The sequence below is a fragment of the Nodularia chucula CCY0103 genome (assembly GCF_963923915.1).
Taxonomy (GTDB): Bacteria; Cyanobacteriota; Cyanobacteriia; order Cyanobacteriales; family Nostocaceae; genus Nodularia; species Nodularia chucula.
Window position 1 is genome coordinate 27,056 of record NZ_CAWUOL010000012.1, and the last position, 17,114, is coordinate 44,169.

Below are 17,114 nucleotides of genomic sequence, written 5' to 3' on the forward strand. Positions count from 1 at the left end.
GATACTAAAATGGGGAAATTGGGCAATTTTTATCCCATTGATTACCTCAAAGATGAAAAATTAGTTTCTCAAGAGAATTTACCCACTGGGATGCGATCAATGCATTCCCGATTTTTCACTCAGGTGGAGTTGGTTTCATGGTTTATCGGCTCAAGTTGAACTTTATCCCACTAGTCCAGAACGTAAGGCGCGCACGGCGGCTTGGGTACGGTCATCTGCACATAACTTATTCAAAATATTTCTAACGTGTGTTTTCACTGTGCCAACAGTAATATATAGTCGTTCGGCAATGAGTGCATTGCTACAACCTTCAACGATTAACTGTAGCACTTCTAACTCCCTTTCTGTAAGGGTATAAGCGTTAATATTTTCAGATTCTGCTTCTGATTCTGCGTTGGGTAAAGGACTTGGGTGGTGAGTCGGTTGGGTTTCCCCTAATATGGGATTTTGTTGTGCTTGTTGTAAAACAATTCGGGCGATCGCCGGGTCAATCCAAGCATTACCATCATAGGTGACTCGCACCGCTTCCAGTAAATTATCAAACTTGATATCCTTCATACAATAGGAGTCCGCCCCAGCCGCAAAAGCAGCCAATACAGCATCTTTGTTATCCTGGAGAGTCAAAATTAGAACTTTGGTTGCGGAATCATCCCCAGGAGTCAGCGCTTTCAATTCCCTTGTCAGTTCAATCCCATCTTTGTCTGGTAAGCCAATATCCACAATGGCAATATCGGCTTGTACTTTTTTTAACATCTTCAGACCTTCTACCGCATTAGCAGCTTCTCCTACCACTTCAACTTCTGCTTTTTGTAATAAAGCTGTCCGAATACCTACACGGGTGAGGTCATGATCTTCAATCAGAGCAATCCGAATCTTACTCATATAGCATTACGTAGGTTACATTACTGAAACTTCAAAATTGACTTCACCACATCTGTTACCAAGGGAGGTTGACAAATGTGATTTATGGAAAATAAATTCCTCACACGTCCAATATAGTTGTGAAATCACTAGACGACCTAAAAACGGAATTTTGGCTTTACATCGCTGTAAATATTACCAAAATTATGGTCATCTCATACTTACTTGTTTTGTTACAATTAGTCTTTTATAGCAGTTCCCATGCTCGTGAGGTACAAAGTTTTTTAGTTTTAGGGAACAGGGAAAGAAGAATAATGTGTACGGAGTTTTTTCAAAAATCAAATAGGAGTCCTATATAGATAAATCCGATGATCACCATCAATTGATCAAAGTGATTGTCAAATCTTCTGAGGTAACTAATTTTTGTATTTTGCTCTACGTTCAAATAATTATTTTTTGCTCCATGAAAAAATTTGATAAACTAACGGTCAACAGAATCTGATATGAGTCAAATTCAAGATAGTCTATGTTTAAAACTCTGCAAGTGTTTTCGGTACTGGGAATACCAGTTCATGTCACAACTAACTATCCAGGCTGGTTAATAGAATGCTTACAAGAGAGTAGAGGTACTCATGTAGTTACCTTGAATGCAGAAATGACTATGCAAGCAGAGCAAAATCCAATTCTGGCTGAAGTCATTCAAAAGGCCGATCTGGTAATTCCTGATGGCGCGGGAGTAGTTCTATATTTACGATGGCTGTTTTGGCAAAAAGTTGAACGTTGTCCGGGAATTGAGCTAGCAGAAACCCTGTTACAAGAAATAGGAAAACATCTGACAGATACAAAAGTTTTTTTCTACGGTGGAGCGCCGGAAGTAGCTGCAAAAGCCGCAGAATTTTGGCAGCAGGAAATACCGAGTTTAAATCTTGTCGGTAATTATTCTGGCTATCATACCCCAGAAGTAGAAGCACAATTAAAACAAAGACTTACCCAATTGCAGCCACAAGTAATTTTTGTGGGTTTGGGTGTACCACGTCAAGAGTTATGGATCGCCCAAAACCGTCATTTATGTCCTGATGCGATTTGGATTGGTGTGGGTGGTAGCTTTGATATTTGGTCAGGGACTAAAAGTCGCGCTCCGGCTTGGTTAGGAAATAACAATTTGGAATGGTTGTATCGTCTTTATCAAGAACCCTGGCGTTGGCGGCGGATGTTGGCTTTACCGCAATTTGCTGTGAAGGCGTTTATTTATCGTTTCACAGCCAGGGGTGCAATATAGAGAATTGGGAAGAGGAATAGGAGTATGACTCAATGAGGAAACTTTTGTAATGCCAGTATTAACAACGCCAAATACTACTGATAAATCCAATCAGACAGCAGAGTCCCAGAATCAACCTGATAGTAATGCTAGAGGTGCAATGGTGCAATTGCGCTCGGTGACAAAAACCTATACAAATGGCTGTCAGGCTCTATTAGATGTGAATCTAGATATCAAACCACAAGAATTTTTATTTATTACAGGGCCAAGTGGTTCGGGTAAATCAACTTTATTAAAGCTGTTGTATGGTCAGGAATTGGCAACAGAGGGTAATGTAATTGTTGATGGATTGGATGTCAAGAGTTTGCGGGGCGATCGCCTGTCACAATTACGCCGACGGATTGGGATTATATTTCAAGACTACAAACTGATTACCCAACGAACAGTGGCGGAAAATGTCAAGTTTGTTTTACACGCTCAAGGGTATACTCGTAAGGAAATTCAACGGCGTTTAGAACCAACTTTGAAGTTAGTGGGTTTACTCAGTAAAGCCGACTGTTTTCCCGATCAACTTTCTGGGGGAGAACAACAACGAGTCAGTATTGCCCGTGCTATTGTCGGTACGCCTCCTTTACTGTTGGCTGATGAACCTACAGGAAACCTTGATCCTGATAATTCCTGGCAAGTTATGCAGATTTTGCAAAAGTTAAATCGCTTTGGCGCAACTGTAATTGTGACTACCCATGATGAACAGTTAGTGCGTCGGTGCAATTATCCAGTTGTGCAAGTGCGTAACGGGCGCATTTATCGCCAATCGCCAAAGGTGTGAATTTTGGTTAGTGACTGGGGACTGGGTATTGGGTATTGGGTATTGGGTATTGGGTATTGGGTATTGGGTATTGGGTATTGGATATTAAAAATCTGTCCCTCCCACACGTCCCACACGTCCCACACGTCCCACACGTCCCACACTCCCCACACGTCCCACACGTCCCACACGTCCCACACTCCCCACACTCCCCACACTCCCCAGCTATATAAAAAGAATAAAAAGAATGTAGGGAGAATGATCAATTTTCCCTACAAAGGTTGTGCAATTACATATATTGTCGCTTATGTCAAGAAGAAATGGGGACTTTTAACTTTGTGGATAAAGGGATGACAGGTTTAACTTTATGGGATGGGAGCGATCGCCAGCTATCCCAAACTTGTAAACTGTCTAAAGCCGCATCTCTAATCACAGTTTCCCGTTCTTGAGTGAGTAATAGTTGCAAGCATTGAACAACATCTTGCTGTATTTGAGAGTCAACTGACCGACTAGTAACTATTTTAGCTAATTGTCGAATGGCAATCAAACGCTTTAAAGGATCTGGATCTGTTAAATTACTCAATAACGAATCGAGATTTTTTTGCTGTTGGTTGCCGTAAAAGCTGACAATGTGCCAAATCAATAAAATTAAAGTTAATAAAGTTGCCAAACCTTGGACAATTGCACCGGTGGCAATCCAAGAACTGGGCGAATCTACCCAAATAGCAGCTGCCATGTATGTGCTAACAGTAGCAACACCGCCACTACCAACCGCCAAGGCTAAACGAGAATTGGGGCTGTTGACAAACCGCCAAATCTGAGACAAGCGTAGTTGCCAGTCCCATTTCTGCATTGAGTAAACTAGTAACATCACCCCAACGCCAACCATCAGCGCCAAGAGTAGTTTCCAGTTCCAGAGCAGCATAGCCGCAATAATTGTCAAAAAGCCCAGAATCCCTCCCGGCCCAGATAAAGGCTTGAAGGTACGTTGCTTTGGGCTTCCTGTCTTGTGTAAAAGCGACCAATGAGGACTCTCCTTGATCAATTGCTGCCAAGAATATGAAGCCTTTGCCATAGTCTTTCCTTACTTAATTAAATTATCACTCATGTATAAGGATAACTGGACTGGTGCGAGAAATAGCGAGATAAATGTTAATCTCACGGAGGCTAGAGGTGCAGAATTATTCCAGCACCGATAATAATAATTGTGGGAAGTTTCCATTCCACAGTTTAATACTGCTGGGAGAAAAGCAACTATCCACTTAGGTCGTACTCCAGCCAAGATCACAGAAATTTAATGAATACTTATGTTTCAACCACAAGGATTTGAACAACGCTCCATAATTACCTCACTGGGTAAGATGGTTTATTATACTGCTACTAGCTCACCTTGGCAGGATGATTTGAGCGCACAGAATGAACAGGAGACTTTGGTATTTCTCCACGGCTTTGGTGGGGGATCTTCTGCCTATGAATGGTCAAAGGTTTATCCGGCTTTTGCTGGGGACTATCGTATTCTTGCACCAGATTTAATAGGTTGGGGTAGGTCAGAACATCCAGTCCGCAACTATATGATTGATGATTATCTGACGACAATTCGGGAATTTCTCCAACAAACTTGTACTGGCCCGGTGAAAGTCATCGCTTCTTCGCTAACTGCGGCCTTCACAATTCGAGTGGCGATCGCCCATCCTGAGTTATTCCAATCCTTAATTTTAGTTACACCAGCCGGACTCTCCGATTTTGGTCAAGACTACTCTCGCAGCGTTTTCGCCCAGATAGTTAGTGTTCCTATTGTTGATCGCTTACTATACAGCACTGGAATTGCCACGAGCCTTGGTATTCGGAATTTTTTAGAACAACGACAATTTGCCCAATCTAATCGCATCTATGAGGAAATTGTGGCGGCTTATCTAGAATCAGCTCAACAACCCAATGCTGAATATGCAGCCCTGTCCTTTGTGCGGGGTGACTTATGTTTTGATTTGTCTCTATACATTCAACAGTTAAAAACTCCCACTGCCATAATTTGGGGACAACAGTCAGAATTTACTGGCCCCGAAATTGGTCGTCGTCTTTCCCAAAAGAATCCCCAAGCTATCCGAGTGTTTCAACAATTAGAAAACGTGGGATTAACCCCTCAGTTAGAACTCCCGGCTGTAACCATTGGCTTAATTCGGCAATTTTTCCCGATGCTGGATTAGCAGAGGCTCAGATCCCCTGAGCGTGTGAGCAATTCTTTCTATGATATTAGCGATCGCCTAAATTCTGCCTCCCATCTAGCTAGGTCATTAGTAGATTAGACTTATATAAGGGTAATCCCTAAAAATGCCAGGGTTAAATTATGTTTGTTGCGAATCTGAGACAAGAATCAATTCATCTGACCTGTAATATATGACGGTGGAGCTAAAGGTGACTAGTATTGATAATCACAACTTCTCTTTTTCAGGAGAGGTATCTATCCCCCAGGCTCCTCCTGAATTTAAATCAGGGTTTATCGGCATTATTGGTCGCCCCAATGTCGGTAAATCTACTTTGATGAATCAATTGGTAGGACAAAAAATTGCTATTACATCTCCCATAGCCCAAACTACACGCAATCGTTTACGGGGGATTTTAACTACTCCAGAAGCACAATTAATTTTTGTGGATACACCAGGAATCCATAAACCCCATCATGAGTTGGGACAAGTCCTGGTGAAAAATGCTAAAAATGCGATTGATTCCGTAGATGTAGTCTTGTTTGTGGTGGATGGATCAGTTGCTTGTGGCGCGGGCGATCGCTTTATTGCTGATTTGCTGGTGAAAACGGAAACCCCAGTGATTTTGGGTTTAAATAAAATTGACCAACAACCGTCAAATTTTGAACTAATTGATCAAAGTTATCAAAATTTAGCCGCAGAGCAACAATGGCCGATAGTCAAGTTTTCCGCCCAGACTAGCGCCGGATTACCAGAACTGCAAGAGTTATTAATTGCAGATTTAGAAACGGGGCCGTTTTATTATCCCCCCGATTTGGTAACAGACCAACCAGAACGGTTTATTATGGGTGAATTAATTCGGGAGCAGATTTTACTGTTAACACGGGAAGAAGTTCCGCATTCTGTGGCGATCGCCATTGATTTAGTTGAAGAAACTCCCGCTATTACCCGCATACTTGCCACTATCCACGTTGAGAGAGATTCTCAAAAAGGTATTCTGATTGGTAAAGGTGGCTCAATGCTGAAAGCTATTGGCAGTGCCGCTCGTGAACAAATCCAAAAGCTCATTGATGGGAAAGTTTATCTAGAATTGTTCGTGAAAGTGCAACCAAAATGGCGACAATCGCGGATGAGTTTAGCAGAGTTAGGCTACCGTGTAGAGGAATAAATGTAGTGAGGACTTAAGTCCTCAAAAACGCCTTGCGTCTATACCCAAATTTGCACAACCCGCCCCTTGAGTTCTTGTCCGAGCCAAGGTGTATTCTGAGACAGTGAATGCAGATTTTTCTTTTCCACCTTCCAGATTTCCTGGGGATTAAATAAGGTGAGTTCGGCTTTGTGGTGAGGAGTAATTGTACTGGGTTGCTGTTGCAAACATCTAGCTGGTTGAGTGCTTAAAGCCCGCCAGAGTTGTAAGGCTGTAAATTTGCCAGTTTCTACCAAATTCTGCCATAACAAAGGTAATGCTAACTCCAAACCAATCGCCCCTGGTGGAGATTCGGCAAAGGCTTGGACTTTCTCCTCATAGGTGTAGCCTGCATGATCAATGGCGATCGCATCGATGACCCCTGCTTTCACTCCCTCCCGTAAAGCTTCAACATCAGTGGCATTACCTAAAGGTGGGTCTAAACGGAGGCTTGTATTGTAACTCTTAATAGCTTTAGTATCCAGTAATAAATGCATCCAAGTGGTGCTGGCGGTAATTGGTAAACCCGCAGCCTTAGCTGAAGCGATTAGTTCCACACTCCGAGCTGTAGAGAGGCGCATAATATGTATTGGTGTACCCGTGGCTGCGACTAATTCGATCAAAGATGCGATCGCCGTTGTTTCCGCACTAGCTGGAATAGGAGGTAAACCCAAACGCAGAGCTTCAGTACCTTCACGAACAACTCCATTAGCAGATAATAGGCGATCGCCAGGAGAAAAAGCCACCGATTTCCCGAAAGGTTGGACATATTCCAAAACCCGACGCACAAATCCCAAACCTTCCCCAGGCTTACCATCCGTAAAACCCACCACACCAACAGCAGCTAAATCTGCTAATTCCGTCAACTGCTTCCCAGCCAAATCCAGACTCAGCGCCCCCCAGATATAAAGATGGGGCATATTCACCATTTCCCCAGCCCTTTGGTGCAACTGTGCCACAATAGCAGGATGATCAATAGCCGGAGAGGTATCAGGCAAAATACTGATGCGCGTAAACCCACCAGCAGCAGCCCCTTGTAACAGCGAAGAGAGAGTTTCCCTTTCCTCAAATCCAGGTTCGCCGGAGTGACTATACAAATCAACTAAACCAGTACCCAGAACCAAACCCCGACAATCTTTAATTTCAGTATCCGAACTAAAATCGGAAATCTGATTAGCTACAGATTGAACTTCACCATCACTAATCAGAACATCACCTATTGTGTCAATTTCTAAACCTGGGTCAATTATCCTTACCTGTTGTAGCAATTCCGACATATAATTTTAAATTATGATTATTTCGACTATTTATTTGCCAAGTGGCTTTAAACTTCTTCCTTCTAGGGGACTGGGGACTGGGGACTGGGGACTGGGGACTGGGGACTGGGTTAAGACCCGACCCGAATAGTATCTCGGCTTGATAAACCCCGTCCTTAAGGCTACCGTGTACACACATCCTGAGCCAAAAAGGGTTTCCAGCCCTAAAAACCCAATTTCACTCTAAATCCGGTTCCCCTCCTCGCTTGCGGTGAACCAGCGCTGCAGGCGGGTTTCCCACCGTAGGCGACTGGTGTTCGCGTAGCGTGCCGGAGGCATCACCCGAAGGGGGAGGGGTTAGGGGTGGGGTCTGATGACACAAACGAGAATTTACCAACTTCTGTGTACACCGTAGTCCCTTAATGGGGGAGGTCTTACGTCCTAAACTCGTTGGCGGTTGCTATATAACCACAGAATAAATTAACAGTGTTTTTCTTATGTATCTGTGGTTTAAGTTCATTTTAGCCAGAGATTAATTACTTTATTTACAAAGCTCCAGCCGCAGTTTTATCTAACACCCCTCCACTCAAATGACTAGTAATATTCATAGCTTGTAACACTGGTAAACCATTTAATCCCGATGGGTAATCTATCACACTCACAGCACCATTACCTTGGCGGAAATTCCAGAAATTTTCTGTTGATAAACCCAGAACATGACAGAGCAAAGTTTTATTAGTCGCATCGTGAGCCACTATTAAACCAGTTTGAACTTGTTTAGCCAAAGCTGCGGCTACAATTGATTGCCAACACGCAACGCTACGCTCCCAAACATCCTGCAAATTTTCGCCTTCTGGCATTTGCACCTCTGCTGGTACAAGTCGCCAGCGCTGTAACTCTCCAGGAAACTCTGCCTCAATCTCTTTTTCTAACTTTCCTTCCCACAGTCCATGACTGATTTCTCTTAAACCATCTTGTAACTCTAAATTTACACTAGGATGGTGAGCCAATATCAATTCGGCGGTTTCCTTGGGGCGAACCATTGAACTACTAACTGCAAAGTCAATAGTCACTTCTTTGAGAAATTCCCCAGCTGTTTGCGCCTGTTTTTTACCATTCTCATTCAGAGGAATATCAATTTGACCTTGAAATCTAGTCTGGCGATTCCATTCGGTTTCACCGTGACGCACCAATAACAACCGCACACCTTGATGATTCGGTCGCAAAGAAGGAAAAACTTCTCCTAAATGTTGCGTCTGATTCATCGATTCTAATTGTACTGGTTCACCTAAACCACCAGCAAAATTCAGCACACTGATACCACAGTTAGATTGCTGTAGACAATGGTAGCGACTAGGAGGAATCCCCAAAGCGGTACTAATCAGCGCGCGATTAATGCCATTATGCGCCACTATCAGGATGGTTTCCCCTTGATGACGTGACAAAATTTCTAGCCAAAATGACCGCGCTTGTTCATAGATAGCCAGCACCGGAAAATGTTCTTTAGTTCCGGCTCCATCCTTTACCAACATCCGCAATTCATGGGGGCGTTCTTTCCAGATGCGGTAGTCTTCGCTAAACTTTTCCTTAACATCAGCACTCAGCATTTCTGCCCACAAAGGCAAATCGATTTCCATCAACTGCTCGGAACTTTGCGGAGCTACAGATTGCTGAGAATCACTCTTTAACTCACTATAAATAATCTCGGCTGTTTGTTTGGCTCGCTGAAGAGGACTGTGATAAATACCACTAAAGGAAATACTGCTGAGGGCTTTTCCTACCTGACTGGCATCTGCACAACCTTTTTCCGTTAACCTTGATACATCGGTGCGTCCTTGGATTCGCCGCTCGGTATTATAGCTGCTTTGTCCGTGGCGCACAATGATGACACGAGTCATCGGCATTCCCCTCTTATGTCTAAAGGTATAATTCTACCAAAAACTGGGGGTAACAACTTTGCTTTACTAGAACCACTTGACCCTAAAAAACATATTAACTAAATGGGCGAGAATAAAGCTAAATATGTGAAATAATGTGAAAATACTGTAATTTAGTCCTGACTAGAAACCTGGAATTATTGACTAGAATATTCGGTTTTAGACAATCACAGCTATCCATAATTTTATTCTCTAAGAGGTATGTAGCAATATGGATTTCATCAACCAAGCTCAAAAGGCAGTAAATGCCCTGACAGAAAAAGTTGAACAAGTTGCTAATAATACAGCAGACACTATAGAAGAAGTTGTTGGTGAAATCAAGAATAGTAGTGTAGTAGCACAGAAAGGTCAGCAGACTTGGCAAAACTTCAGTAAAAACTGGGAAAAATTTGCTATTGGTGCCACCACGTCTGGTGCTGCGATCGCAGGTGCTTTGCAAAATCTCCCCAGAACAGCAACTGACTTAGCGGTTGATATGCCAAAGATTGCTAATAGGTTAAGAAATGGTGCTGGTTTGAGAGTCGGCGACTCTCCTCGCTCTGATGCAGATGTGATGAAACTCTTTGATAAAATTCCAGGGACATCAAAACTAGAAGCCAACCAGCAAACTATTCGTGAATTTCTCAGTGACAAACACGGTAGTCATATTATTGCCCGCTCCCAAGGTGGGTCTAATGGTGCTGATAATATTGTTTGGGAAGTAGGTGTGGATAATCTGCGTCGTGGTGCAGCAGCGATGACTGTTGGCGAACAGTTTTATATTCGAGTTTATAATGCGGTGGATTCTATCATCAGCAATTCTGCCACAATTGCTAAACTGGGGATCACAGCCACAGGAACTGCTGTTCTCACTCAAGTTGTAGTTACAGCCATTTCATACTCATTGGATCTGTATCGCGGTGATATTACCGTTGAACAGTATAAAAGTTTAATTTTAGAAACGGCAAAAACTGCCGGTATAGCTACACCAATTGTCTTTTTGGTTTTAGTGGCTGTATTAGCTTTATTCCCAGAATTTACAGTTTTATTATCAGCGCCAGTAGTGGTCGCAGGTTTTAATTCTCTATTTGGTATAAGTATTGCTATGCCAATTATTCAATCATTACTGCGCCATACCCAAGCAGGTGGTTTTGGTGAAGAATTGGCTACATCTTTGGAAAATCTCACCAAACCTCAACCAGCCTTAATTGAAGGTTCTTGATATCATGTGCGTTTAATTAGTAGTGTAAACTTTATTATTGCCAGCTACGGGTATATGAGTATGTAATCCCTGACCTTGGGTATCATAAATAAATACTGGGAGATTGACGCGATCGCCTACTCTGCCTAGAGCTTCTTGTAAAATATCCCAGTGGTTTGTAGTATCTTCTGTGTCTCTAGATAATAATGTCATGTAGATCAGATGTTCATAGTCAGGGGTAAGTGATACGGCAATTCCTGTATTATTGATGGTGAAAGTGCAAACCCGCACTTCTCTAGTACAGATGTCATCCAAGTCATAACGAATGTCTTCCAAACGAGTTACGGTTTGGACTTGTTTTTCTGCTTGTTGAAAAGCCGTGGCGTAAGGTTGAATCAGTCTCTGAGATGGATGGTAATAAAAACTATCTTGAGAAACTTGTTGAGCAGTTTTTAACCCCTGCGACCAGTATTGTGCTGCTATTTGCCACTGATTCTTTTCTTCGTAGGTTCGGGCTTGATTACCCATGTTGATCGCTTCTTGATAATTTCTGGCAGCTATTTCTTCTCTGGTGGTGCGATCGCGTGTCCGTGCTAGTTGGGTTTGATACTCTGATAACAGGTTTTGTGCTTCTGAGTATGCGGGGCTAGTGCTAGGAATAATATTTAAAGCATTCATGGCTATTTGCCAAGTAGCCTGGGCTTTTTGCCATTCACTTAAGGATGTAGCCCCCATTGACCTCTGTTGAGCAACAATAGCCACAGCCTTAGCATCATTGATTTTTTTGAGCCATTGTTCTTCTCCCAGAAATTCCTGATTAATAGATTGCAAACTCACACGATATTTTGATAGTCTCGGTTCTACTATGCTCTGTAGTTCACTAGTAGGGGATATAGCTTCCAGTGATGCGATCGCCACTCGCCATAAATGTTGCATTTCTTGTAATTCTCTGAGATTATTTCCCGTCGGGGGCATTTTTTTCTCCGCTATATCACCCGCCTCAAAAGCTTTCACCACCTGCTGAATTTGATTTGACTGCATAGATAAACTAGCTTGTAACTGCTCACCCTGTTTGTAACGCCCTGACCAAAAAGGTATATTTCCTAAATCACTGCTAGCTGTATCTAGTTGCTGTTGTATTGCTATTAATTCATTTGCGGAATTAGCACTACGGATCATCTTTGGCAATTCCCGTTTTAATTGTTCCGCAGTCCGCATTTCTTGGCACTCAGACACCACACAAGGACGACTCAGCAAGTAAAATCCACTACCAAAAATAAAAGTCCCCAAAATAGTTATCCCTAGCAGCAGGAATTTCACGGGGTATTGTGGCTCGGTAATTAATGAATCCGGTGTATCTACCCAAACCTCAAACTCTGGTTCTGGTTCATCCTCTACAATAGGCGGATTATAGGTGAGAGAAGAAGACAGAGGTATGGATGAACGCCCTTTTTCCCGTTGCTGGATGATGAAAGAACATTTAGCATAAGGTAGTTCTTCCCCCAATTTTTTGAGAAAGCATTGTACAGGTTGCTCTCTTTCAGTCAGTGACGACTGGAGGGCTTTTTTCAGTAATACAAAAATATCTTCAGTCTTAACAGTCACACCCACTGGATGTTGAGCTAAAATCAGTAACTCATCTTTTTTAACAACACACTTAATTTGGAAAGTGTCACCAGAAGGTATTTTGCTCTCAACTTCGTGCTGCAAACTTAGGGCTAAAAGTTGTAAGTCTTGCTGTGGAACTGCTACTTTCATGGAGTATTACTACTGATTTTCTATATTGTTTTGTTTATCTATGCAAGCTAAAAATCCCAGAGCGGAATTTTGCACGCCACCTATGATTTGAGAATTAGCTTATGTGGCACTGTACATAATTCAACACCATGATAGTTGATCACTCAAGAAATGGGAATCACAGTTTACATAGAATTTACTGAATTTTCTTGGGGAATAGTGCGGAATTATCTCAGATGTCGGGGCTATCTCCGTCAGTATAATTACGGTTGGATAGGAATGTAATCTGCTGTATATTCACACAGCCTGCACTATGGTTGGAAAATCTCAGTACAACATCATCAGGTTTTTGAGTTGTGCAGAAATCAAAGAGGAATCCTGTGGTAGTCTAATTCACTCATATCTTTGGGTGCAGGGTAGATGACCCCAGGGTAAAAAGGCGATAAGATAGACTTTGGCTAGGTATTTCAATGAATTTAATGATTTGTGCCTAGACTTTAGCCCAGCCAGAGGTTAAAGTGGGGTTGTTTTTGGGCAAATTTAGATAAAAATGGTATAAAATATCTAGGAAATAGAATATGGGCAGAGTTCACTGCATCCGATAGAATTACTACATAATAAATAAATTACTTATTTAAATGAACAAAGCTAAATTGTGTAACTATAGAGTGCTATTAAAAGTTTAAAACAGCACCAGATAAATGCTATTGGCAGTGTAAATACAAGGTGCAAGTAAATGGATTTATTAGAATATCAAGTTAAAGAATGGTTTGGCAAAATAGGTATTCCCGTATTGCCTTCCCAACGAATTGACCATCCTACAGATTTGAAACGGTTAAAAATTCCCTATCCCATTGTATTGAAGTCTCAGGTGTATGCGGGGGAAAGAGCAAAGGCTGGGGGAGTCAGATTTGTGCAAACAACTATTGATGCGATCGCATCTGCACAAACTCTGTTTAATTTGCCCATTGGACGGGAGTTACCAGAGGTTTTACTGGCAGAATCTCAGTACATTAGCGCACAAGAATTTTATGTAGCAGTAGTTTTAGATACAGCAGTCTGCCGACCAGTGCTTTTAGGTTGCACAGAAGCCGATGTTGATTGGGAGGCCGCAGGGGAGAAAATGCATCATGTGGTGGTGGAACAAGAATTTTCCCCGTTTTATGCGCGGCGACTGGCGTTAAAAATGGGTTTACAAGGTAAATTAATGCAGTCTGTTAGTTGCGTTGTGGAGAAAATGTATCATTTATTTGTGCAGCAAGATTTAGACTTGGTGGAAATTAATCCCTTGGGGGTGAATGCTGCGGGTGAAGTCATGGCTTTGAACGGGAAAGTCAGTATCAACGAACGCGCCATTGGTCGCCATCCCGATTTAGCAGAAATAGCTGTAAAAATAGCTAACCGTGATAGCAGAGGTTCCATGAGTCGTCACTTGGGGGATTGGGATGGTTTAGACCTACACGGTAAAATAGGGATTTTAGGTAATGGTACGGGTTCCATGATGGCTACCTTAGATTTAGTTACCAGTGTGGGTGGTAAGGCTGGGAGTTGTCTAAATCTGCGCCATGCTTTTCTCACAGATGTTTCCCCTACGACTTTCTGCGATCGCCTCGCCAAAGGTTTGAACATCTTAGCTGCTGACAAAAGCATTCAAGTAATACTACTGAATCTTCTGGGTAGTGTACCTCAAACAGAAGAAGTCACAGCAATTATTCGTAATTTTGTCCAGCCAGAACACCCGGAAACCAAATCAACCACTGTCAGAGGTAGCAGCAGAACCCGGCGCGATTCCCATTTTCCCCGCTTGGTGGTACGGATTGCGGGGTCAGAATTTAATATGGCGCAGAATTTTTTAGCCAGTGTCGAGACTGACACGGATACTCTCATAGTAGTAGAAAATTTAGATGAAGCCGTCGCCGCAGCTGTGCATTTGGCGAAACTAACCGGCCATAAAAAAGTTTGAGACAATTTTTCAGATTTCCTCCAAAAAAAACACTGTAATTATTTATGAAAACATTAGAAGCTCATCAGCTGCAAAAAACTTTTAGTCAAAGTAAACAGATGATTACAGCTGTCAAAGATGTTTCCCTAAATATTCATCCTCATGAAGTATTGGCTTTTCTTGGCCCCAATGGCGCAGGTAAAACCACTAGCATTAAAATGATTGCTGGATTAATTCAGCCTGATGCGGGTTGGGTAAAAATTGCTGGTACTGATCCCCATCGTAACCCCACAGCGTTACAAAATTTAGGCGCTGTACTTGAAGGAAATCGTAACCTTTACTGGCGATTAACTCCCCAAGAGAATTTGGAATATTTTGGTGTATTAAAAGGACTTAGCCGTCGAGAAGCTACTAGGTCGGGTTTAGCACTTTTAGATAGATTTGGACTGATGTCTAAACGCCAAACAGCAGTGGAAAATCTTTCACGGGGAATGCAGCAGAAGTTAGCATTTGCTGTGGCTTTAGTTCATAAACCCCAACTATTATTATTAGATGAACCAACTTTAGGATTGGACGTAGAAGCCACAGAAGATGTCAAAATTTTAGTCAAAGAAATTGCTGCTGCTGGTTGTGCTATTTTACTAACCACTCATCAACTCAGCATTGCTGAAGAACTTGCAGATAGAGTCGCAATTATTCAATCAGGGGAAATTATCACAGAATTATCCACCAGTGAATTAATTCGCCAATTTTCTGGAACTGGTTACAAAATTCAGGTAGAAACTGTCCTTGATGATGCACGAATCTCAGCCTTAGAAAATCTCGGTACAGTAGTTCAAGACACACAAATTATCCATTTATCCCAGCCGGAATTACTTTACAAAATCCTTGATATAATCAAACCTCTGCCTATATCATCTCTGGAAAAAGAGCAAGCGAACCTCACCCAAATCTTTTTGCGGATAATTAGAAAAGGCAGAAATCAAGATGCTTAAATTATTTTTAGCGGAATTGCGCCGTAGTTGGATTATATCCATTCGTTATCCTCTACAGTCAATAGGCCGGATTTTTGTGTTTACTTCCATATTTTATGGATTATTCTTAAGTTCTCGTTATGTCTCTGGTGATGCTTTTCAATTAGGCGATCGCCTCGACTCTATTGTTATTGGCTACGTGCTTTGGACTTTAACGTCATTCATTCTAGCTAGTCTGGCGGGAGAGTTGCAAATAGAAGCCCAAACTGGGACTTTAGAACAACTTTTTCTCTCACGCTATGGTGCTACTAAGGTCTTTTTAATGCGAATGTTGGCTGATTTGAGTTTGCAGATAGTTCAAATATTCGGCATTCTGGTGATCATCATGATCCTAACAGGTAGCCGTCTCAACTTTCCTCCCACATTGCTTTTCCCTTTTGTTACTGTGGTCTTAGGGGCTAATGGTTTTGCTTTTGCATTGGGGTCGTTATCTTTAATCTTTAAACGTCTGCAAGAACTTTTAGGTCTGACGCAATTTCCGTTATTATTTTTACTAACCATACCCACCGAAAATTGGACAGGATCAGCCAGAATTTTAGCAGCATTCCTTCCCATGACTCCTGGTGCTGAATTACTCCGTGATTTAATGGCTAGAGGTGAAAGTTTGAATTTAACCAAATTATTAATAGCTTTTATCAATGGCGCAGTATATTTTGCCGTAGGATTATGGATATTTCGTCAAGCTGAAGGCAAAGCCAAGCAACAAGGAATATTAAGAGGCTACTAATTCTTATAAGTAATAATAAACTTATTCTGTAATTTGCCCCATTTACCACAAATTTTTATGAACTTAACACCAGACAGCAAAGTATTAATCCAGGGCTTTTCGGAATTTATTACAGCAACTCATATTACCCAAATGAAAGCCTATGGAACAAATTTGGTTGCTGGTGTGAATCCCGGATGTGGTGGACAGCAATTCTATAATCTGCCGATATTTGATTTGGTGGAGGAGGTGGTGGAGAAGTTTGGCACAATTGACACGGCGATTATCTGCGTACACCCATACCAAGTTTTAGATGCAGCTTTAGAGGCGATCGCCTCCCATATCAGCCAGATTATTATTATCACTGGGGGTGTACCACCCTTGGATATGGTGCAATTACTCCGCACAGCCGAAGCCGGGGAAACCTTGATAGTAGGGCCGAACAGTCCGGGAATTATTGTACCGGGAAAAATTCTCTTAGGTAGTCAACCTAGTGAATTATATACACCTGGCCCCGTGGGGATTGTCAGTCGCAGCAGTACCCTGACTTATGAAGTGGCGTGGGAATTGACCAAAGCAGGTTTAGGGCAATCAATTAGTGTCAGTATTGGTAGTGATGCGATCGTGGGGTCATCATTTCTGCAATGGCTGCAAATTCTCGATGAAGACGAAACCACAGAGGCCATTGTCTTAGTCGGTCAACCAGGGGGCGATAGTGAAGAAGCCGCAGCACGCTATATTACAGAAGCAATTGATAAACCAGTAATTGCCTACATTGCAGGTAGACACGCACCACCAGCTAAAAATTGGCGACAAACTGGAACTTTAGCCACAGTCATTGGACGTGACCCTAATTTTGGCACAGCACAAAGTAAACTAGCTGCTTTTCAAGAAGCTAAAATTCCAGTCGCTGAACGTCCTTCTCTGATTCCAGAATTAGTTCAAAAGGGAATCAAATTAGTTGAAAAGAATCACTAATTTGTTTCATGACTTACGCAAAAACTCTCT

The 17,114-nt window shown here is 42.2% G+C and carries 15 protein-coding genes; 10 read left to right on the forward strand and 5 right to left on the reverse strand.

Translation table 11 applies throughout. The features are described 5' to 3' along the window. Positions 1-9 precede the first annotated feature (9 nt). Complete coding sequence (locus ACM0OP_RS05900; RefSeq protein WP_414527465.1) at positions 10-159, forward strand: hypothetical protein; 150 nt, start codon at positions 10-12, stop codon at positions 157-159. Positions 160-162: 3 nt separating this feature from the next. Here ACM0OP_RS05900 and ACM0OP_RS05905 read toward each other — a convergent pair whose 3' ends face one another. Further along, positions 163-882 carry a response regulator transcription factor gene (locus tag ACM0OP_RS05905; RefSeq protein WP_414527466.1) on the reverse strand — a complete coding sequence of 240 codons (720 nt, stop codon included), beginning with the start codon at positions 880-882 and terminating at the stop codon, positions 163-165. 505 nt (positions 883-1,387) lie between these two features. On the opposite strand from ACM0OP_RS05905, the gene ACM0OP_RS05910 reads away from it, so the two are divergent. Then, positions 1,388-2,140, forward strand: coding sequence for a WecB/TagA/CpsF family glycosyltransferase (locus ACM0OP_RS05910; RefSeq protein ID WP_414527467.1), 753 nt, complete (start codon positions 1,388-1,390; stop codon positions 2,138-2,140). A gap of 49 nt (positions 2,141-2,189) precedes the next feature. Then, positions 2,190-2,948, forward strand: a complete 759-nt coding sequence (ftsE, locus tag ACM0OP_RS05915) for a cell division ATP-binding protein FtsE (protein ID WP_414527468.1) — start codon at positions 2,190-2,192, stop codon at positions 2,946-2,948. 289 nt (positions 2,949-3,237) lie between these two features. Here the strand turns inward: ftsE and ACM0OP_RS05920 are convergent, their stop codons facing one another. Further along, positions 3,238-4,002, reverse strand: a complete 765-nt coding sequence (locus ACM0OP_RS05920; RefSeq protein WP_414527469.1) for an armadillo-type fold-containing protein — start codon at positions 4,000-4,002, stop codon at positions 3,238-3,240. Positions 4,003-4,234: 232 nt separating this feature from the next. On the opposite strand from ACM0OP_RS05920, the gene ACM0OP_RS05925 reads away from it, so the two are divergent. Then, positions 4,235-5,131, forward strand: coding sequence for an alpha/beta fold hydrolase (locus ACM0OP_RS05925; protein ID WP_414527470.1), 897 nt, complete (start codon positions 4,235-4,237; stop codon positions 5,129-5,131). Between the two features lie 190 nt (positions 5,132-5,321). Next, positions 5,322-6,296 (forward strand): GTPase Era, encoded by a 975-nt coding sequence (era, locus tag ACM0OP_RS05930; protein WP_414527471.1) that lies wholly within the window; start codon positions 5,322-5,324, stop codon positions 6,294-6,296. A gap of 38 nt (positions 6,297-6,334) precedes the next feature. On the opposite strand, the gene ACM0OP_RS05935 is transcribed toward era, so the two are convergent. Together ACM0OP_RS05935 and ACM0OP_RS05940 are read right to left on the reverse strand one after the other, a co-directional pair. After that, complete coding sequence (locus tag ACM0OP_RS05935; RefSeq protein WP_414527472.1) at positions 6,335-7,591, reverse strand: dihydroorotase; 1,257 nt, start codon at positions 7,589-7,591, stop codon at positions 6,335-6,337. A 524-nt stretch (positions 7,592-8,115) separates the two neighbouring features. Further along, positions 8,116-9,468, reverse strand: a complete 1,353-nt coding sequence (locus ACM0OP_RS05940) for a histidine phosphatase family protein (protein ID WP_414527473.1) — start codon at positions 9,466-9,468, stop codon at positions 8,116-8,118. Positions 9,469-9,718: 250 nt separating this feature from the next. Between ACM0OP_RS05940 and ACM0OP_RS05945 the strand changes: the two genes are divergently transcribed. Next, the gene (locus ACM0OP_RS05945) at positions 9,719-10,708 is read left to right on the forward strand and encodes an HNH endonuclease (protein WP_414527474.1); all 990 of its coding nucleotides are present in this window, start codon (positions 9,719-9,721) and stop codon (positions 10,706-10,708) included. Positions 10,709-10,720: 12 nt separating this feature from the next. On the opposite strand, the gene ACM0OP_RS05950 is transcribed toward ACM0OP_RS05945, so the two are convergent. After that, positions 10,721-12,445, reverse strand: coding sequence for a hypothetical protein (locus ACM0OP_RS05950; RefSeq protein WP_414527475.1), 1,725 nt, complete (start codon positions 12,443-12,445; stop codon positions 10,721-10,723). Positions 12,446-13,160: 715 nt separating this feature from the next. Here ACM0OP_RS05950 and ACM0OP_RS05955 point away from each other — a divergent pair. The 4 genes from ACM0OP_RS05955 to ACM0OP_RS05970 are packed head-to-tail and all read left to right on the forward strand — an operon-like array spanning position 13,161 to position 17,084. Then, the gene (locus ACM0OP_RS05955) at positions 13,161-14,387 is read left to right on the forward strand and encodes an ATP-grasp domain-containing protein (RefSeq protein WP_414527476.1); all 1,227 of its coding nucleotides are present in this window, start codon (positions 13,161-13,163) and stop codon (positions 14,385-14,387) included. Positions 14,388-14,431: 44 nt separating this feature from the next. Next, positions 14,432-15,361: an ABC transporter ATP-binding protein gene (locus ACM0OP_RS05960; RefSeq protein ID WP_414527477.1), complete on the forward strand. Its 930-nt coding sequence runs from the start codon at positions 14,432-14,434 to the stop codon at positions 15,359-15,361. Next, a complete protein-coding gene (locus ACM0OP_RS05965) occupies positions 15,354-16,127 on the forward strand; it encodes an ABC transporter permease (protein ID WP_414527478.1) in 774 nt (257 codons plus the stop codon). The genes ACM0OP_RS05960 and ACM0OP_RS05965 overlap by 8 nt, the downstream gene beginning before the upstream one ends. Before the next feature lie 57 nt (positions 16,128-16,184). Further along, entirely contained in the window at positions 16,185-17,084 is a 900-nt protein-coding gene (locus ACM0OP_RS05970) for a succinate--CoA ligase subunit alpha (protein ID WP_414527479.1), read from the forward strand. Positions 17,085-17,114: the final 30 nt, after the last annotated feature.

Coding starts and splice junctions, on each gene's coding strand:
- ACM0OP_RS05900 (WP_414527465.1), top strand. CDS start 10: ATGGGGAAATTGGGCAATTTTTATCCCATTGATTACCTCAAAGATGAA.
- ACM0OP_RS05905 (WP_414527466.1), bottom strand. CDS start 882: ATGAGTAAGATTCGGATTGCTCTGATTGAAGATCATGACCTCACCCGT.
- ACM0OP_RS05910 (WP_414527467.1), top strand. CDS start 1,388: ATGTTTAAAACTCTGCAAGTGTTTTCGGTACTGGGAATACCAGTTCAT.
- ftsE (WP_414527468.1), top strand. CDS start 2,190: ATGCCAGTATTAACAACGCCAAATACTACTGATAAATCCAATCAGACA.
- ACM0OP_RS05920 (WP_414527469.1), bottom strand. CDS start 4,002: ATGGCAAAGGCTTCATATTCTTGGCAGCAATTGATCAAGGAGAGTCCT.
- ACM0OP_RS05925 (WP_414527470.1), top strand. CDS start 4,235: ATGTTTCAACCACAAGGATTTGAACAACGCTCCATAATTACCTCACTG.
- era (WP_414527471.1), top strand. CDS start 5,322: ATGACGGTGGAGCTAAAGGTGACTAGTATTGATAATCACAACTTCTCT.
- ACM0OP_RS05935 (WP_414527472.1), bottom strand. CDS start 7,591: ATGTCGGAATTGCTACAACAGGTAAGGATAATTGACCCAGGTTTAGAA.
- ACM0OP_RS05940 (WP_414527473.1), bottom strand. CDS start 9,468: ATGACTCGTGTCATCATTGTGCGCCACGGACAAAGCAGCTATAATACC.
- ACM0OP_RS05945 (WP_414527474.1), top strand. CDS start 9,719: ATGGATTTCATCAACCAAGCTCAAAAGGCAGTAAATGCCCTGACAGAA.
- ACM0OP_RS05950 (WP_414527475.1), bottom strand. CDS start 12,445: ATGAAAGTAGCAGTTCCACAGCAAGACTTACAACTTTTAGCCCTAAGT.
- ACM0OP_RS05955 (WP_414527476.1), top strand. CDS start 13,161: ATGGATTTATTAGAATATCAAGTTAAAGAATGGTTTGGCAAAATAGGT.
- ACM0OP_RS05960 (WP_414527477.1), top strand. CDS start 14,432: ATGAAAACATTAGAAGCTCATCAGCTGCAAAAAACTTTTAGTCAAAGT.
- ACM0OP_RS05965 (WP_414527478.1), top strand. CDS start 15,354: ATGCTTAAATTATTTTTAGCGGAATTGCGCCGTAGTTGGATTATATCC.
- ACM0OP_RS05970 (WP_414527479.1), top strand. CDS start 16,185: ATGAACTTAACACCAGACAGCAAAGTATTAATCCAGGGCTTTTCGGAA.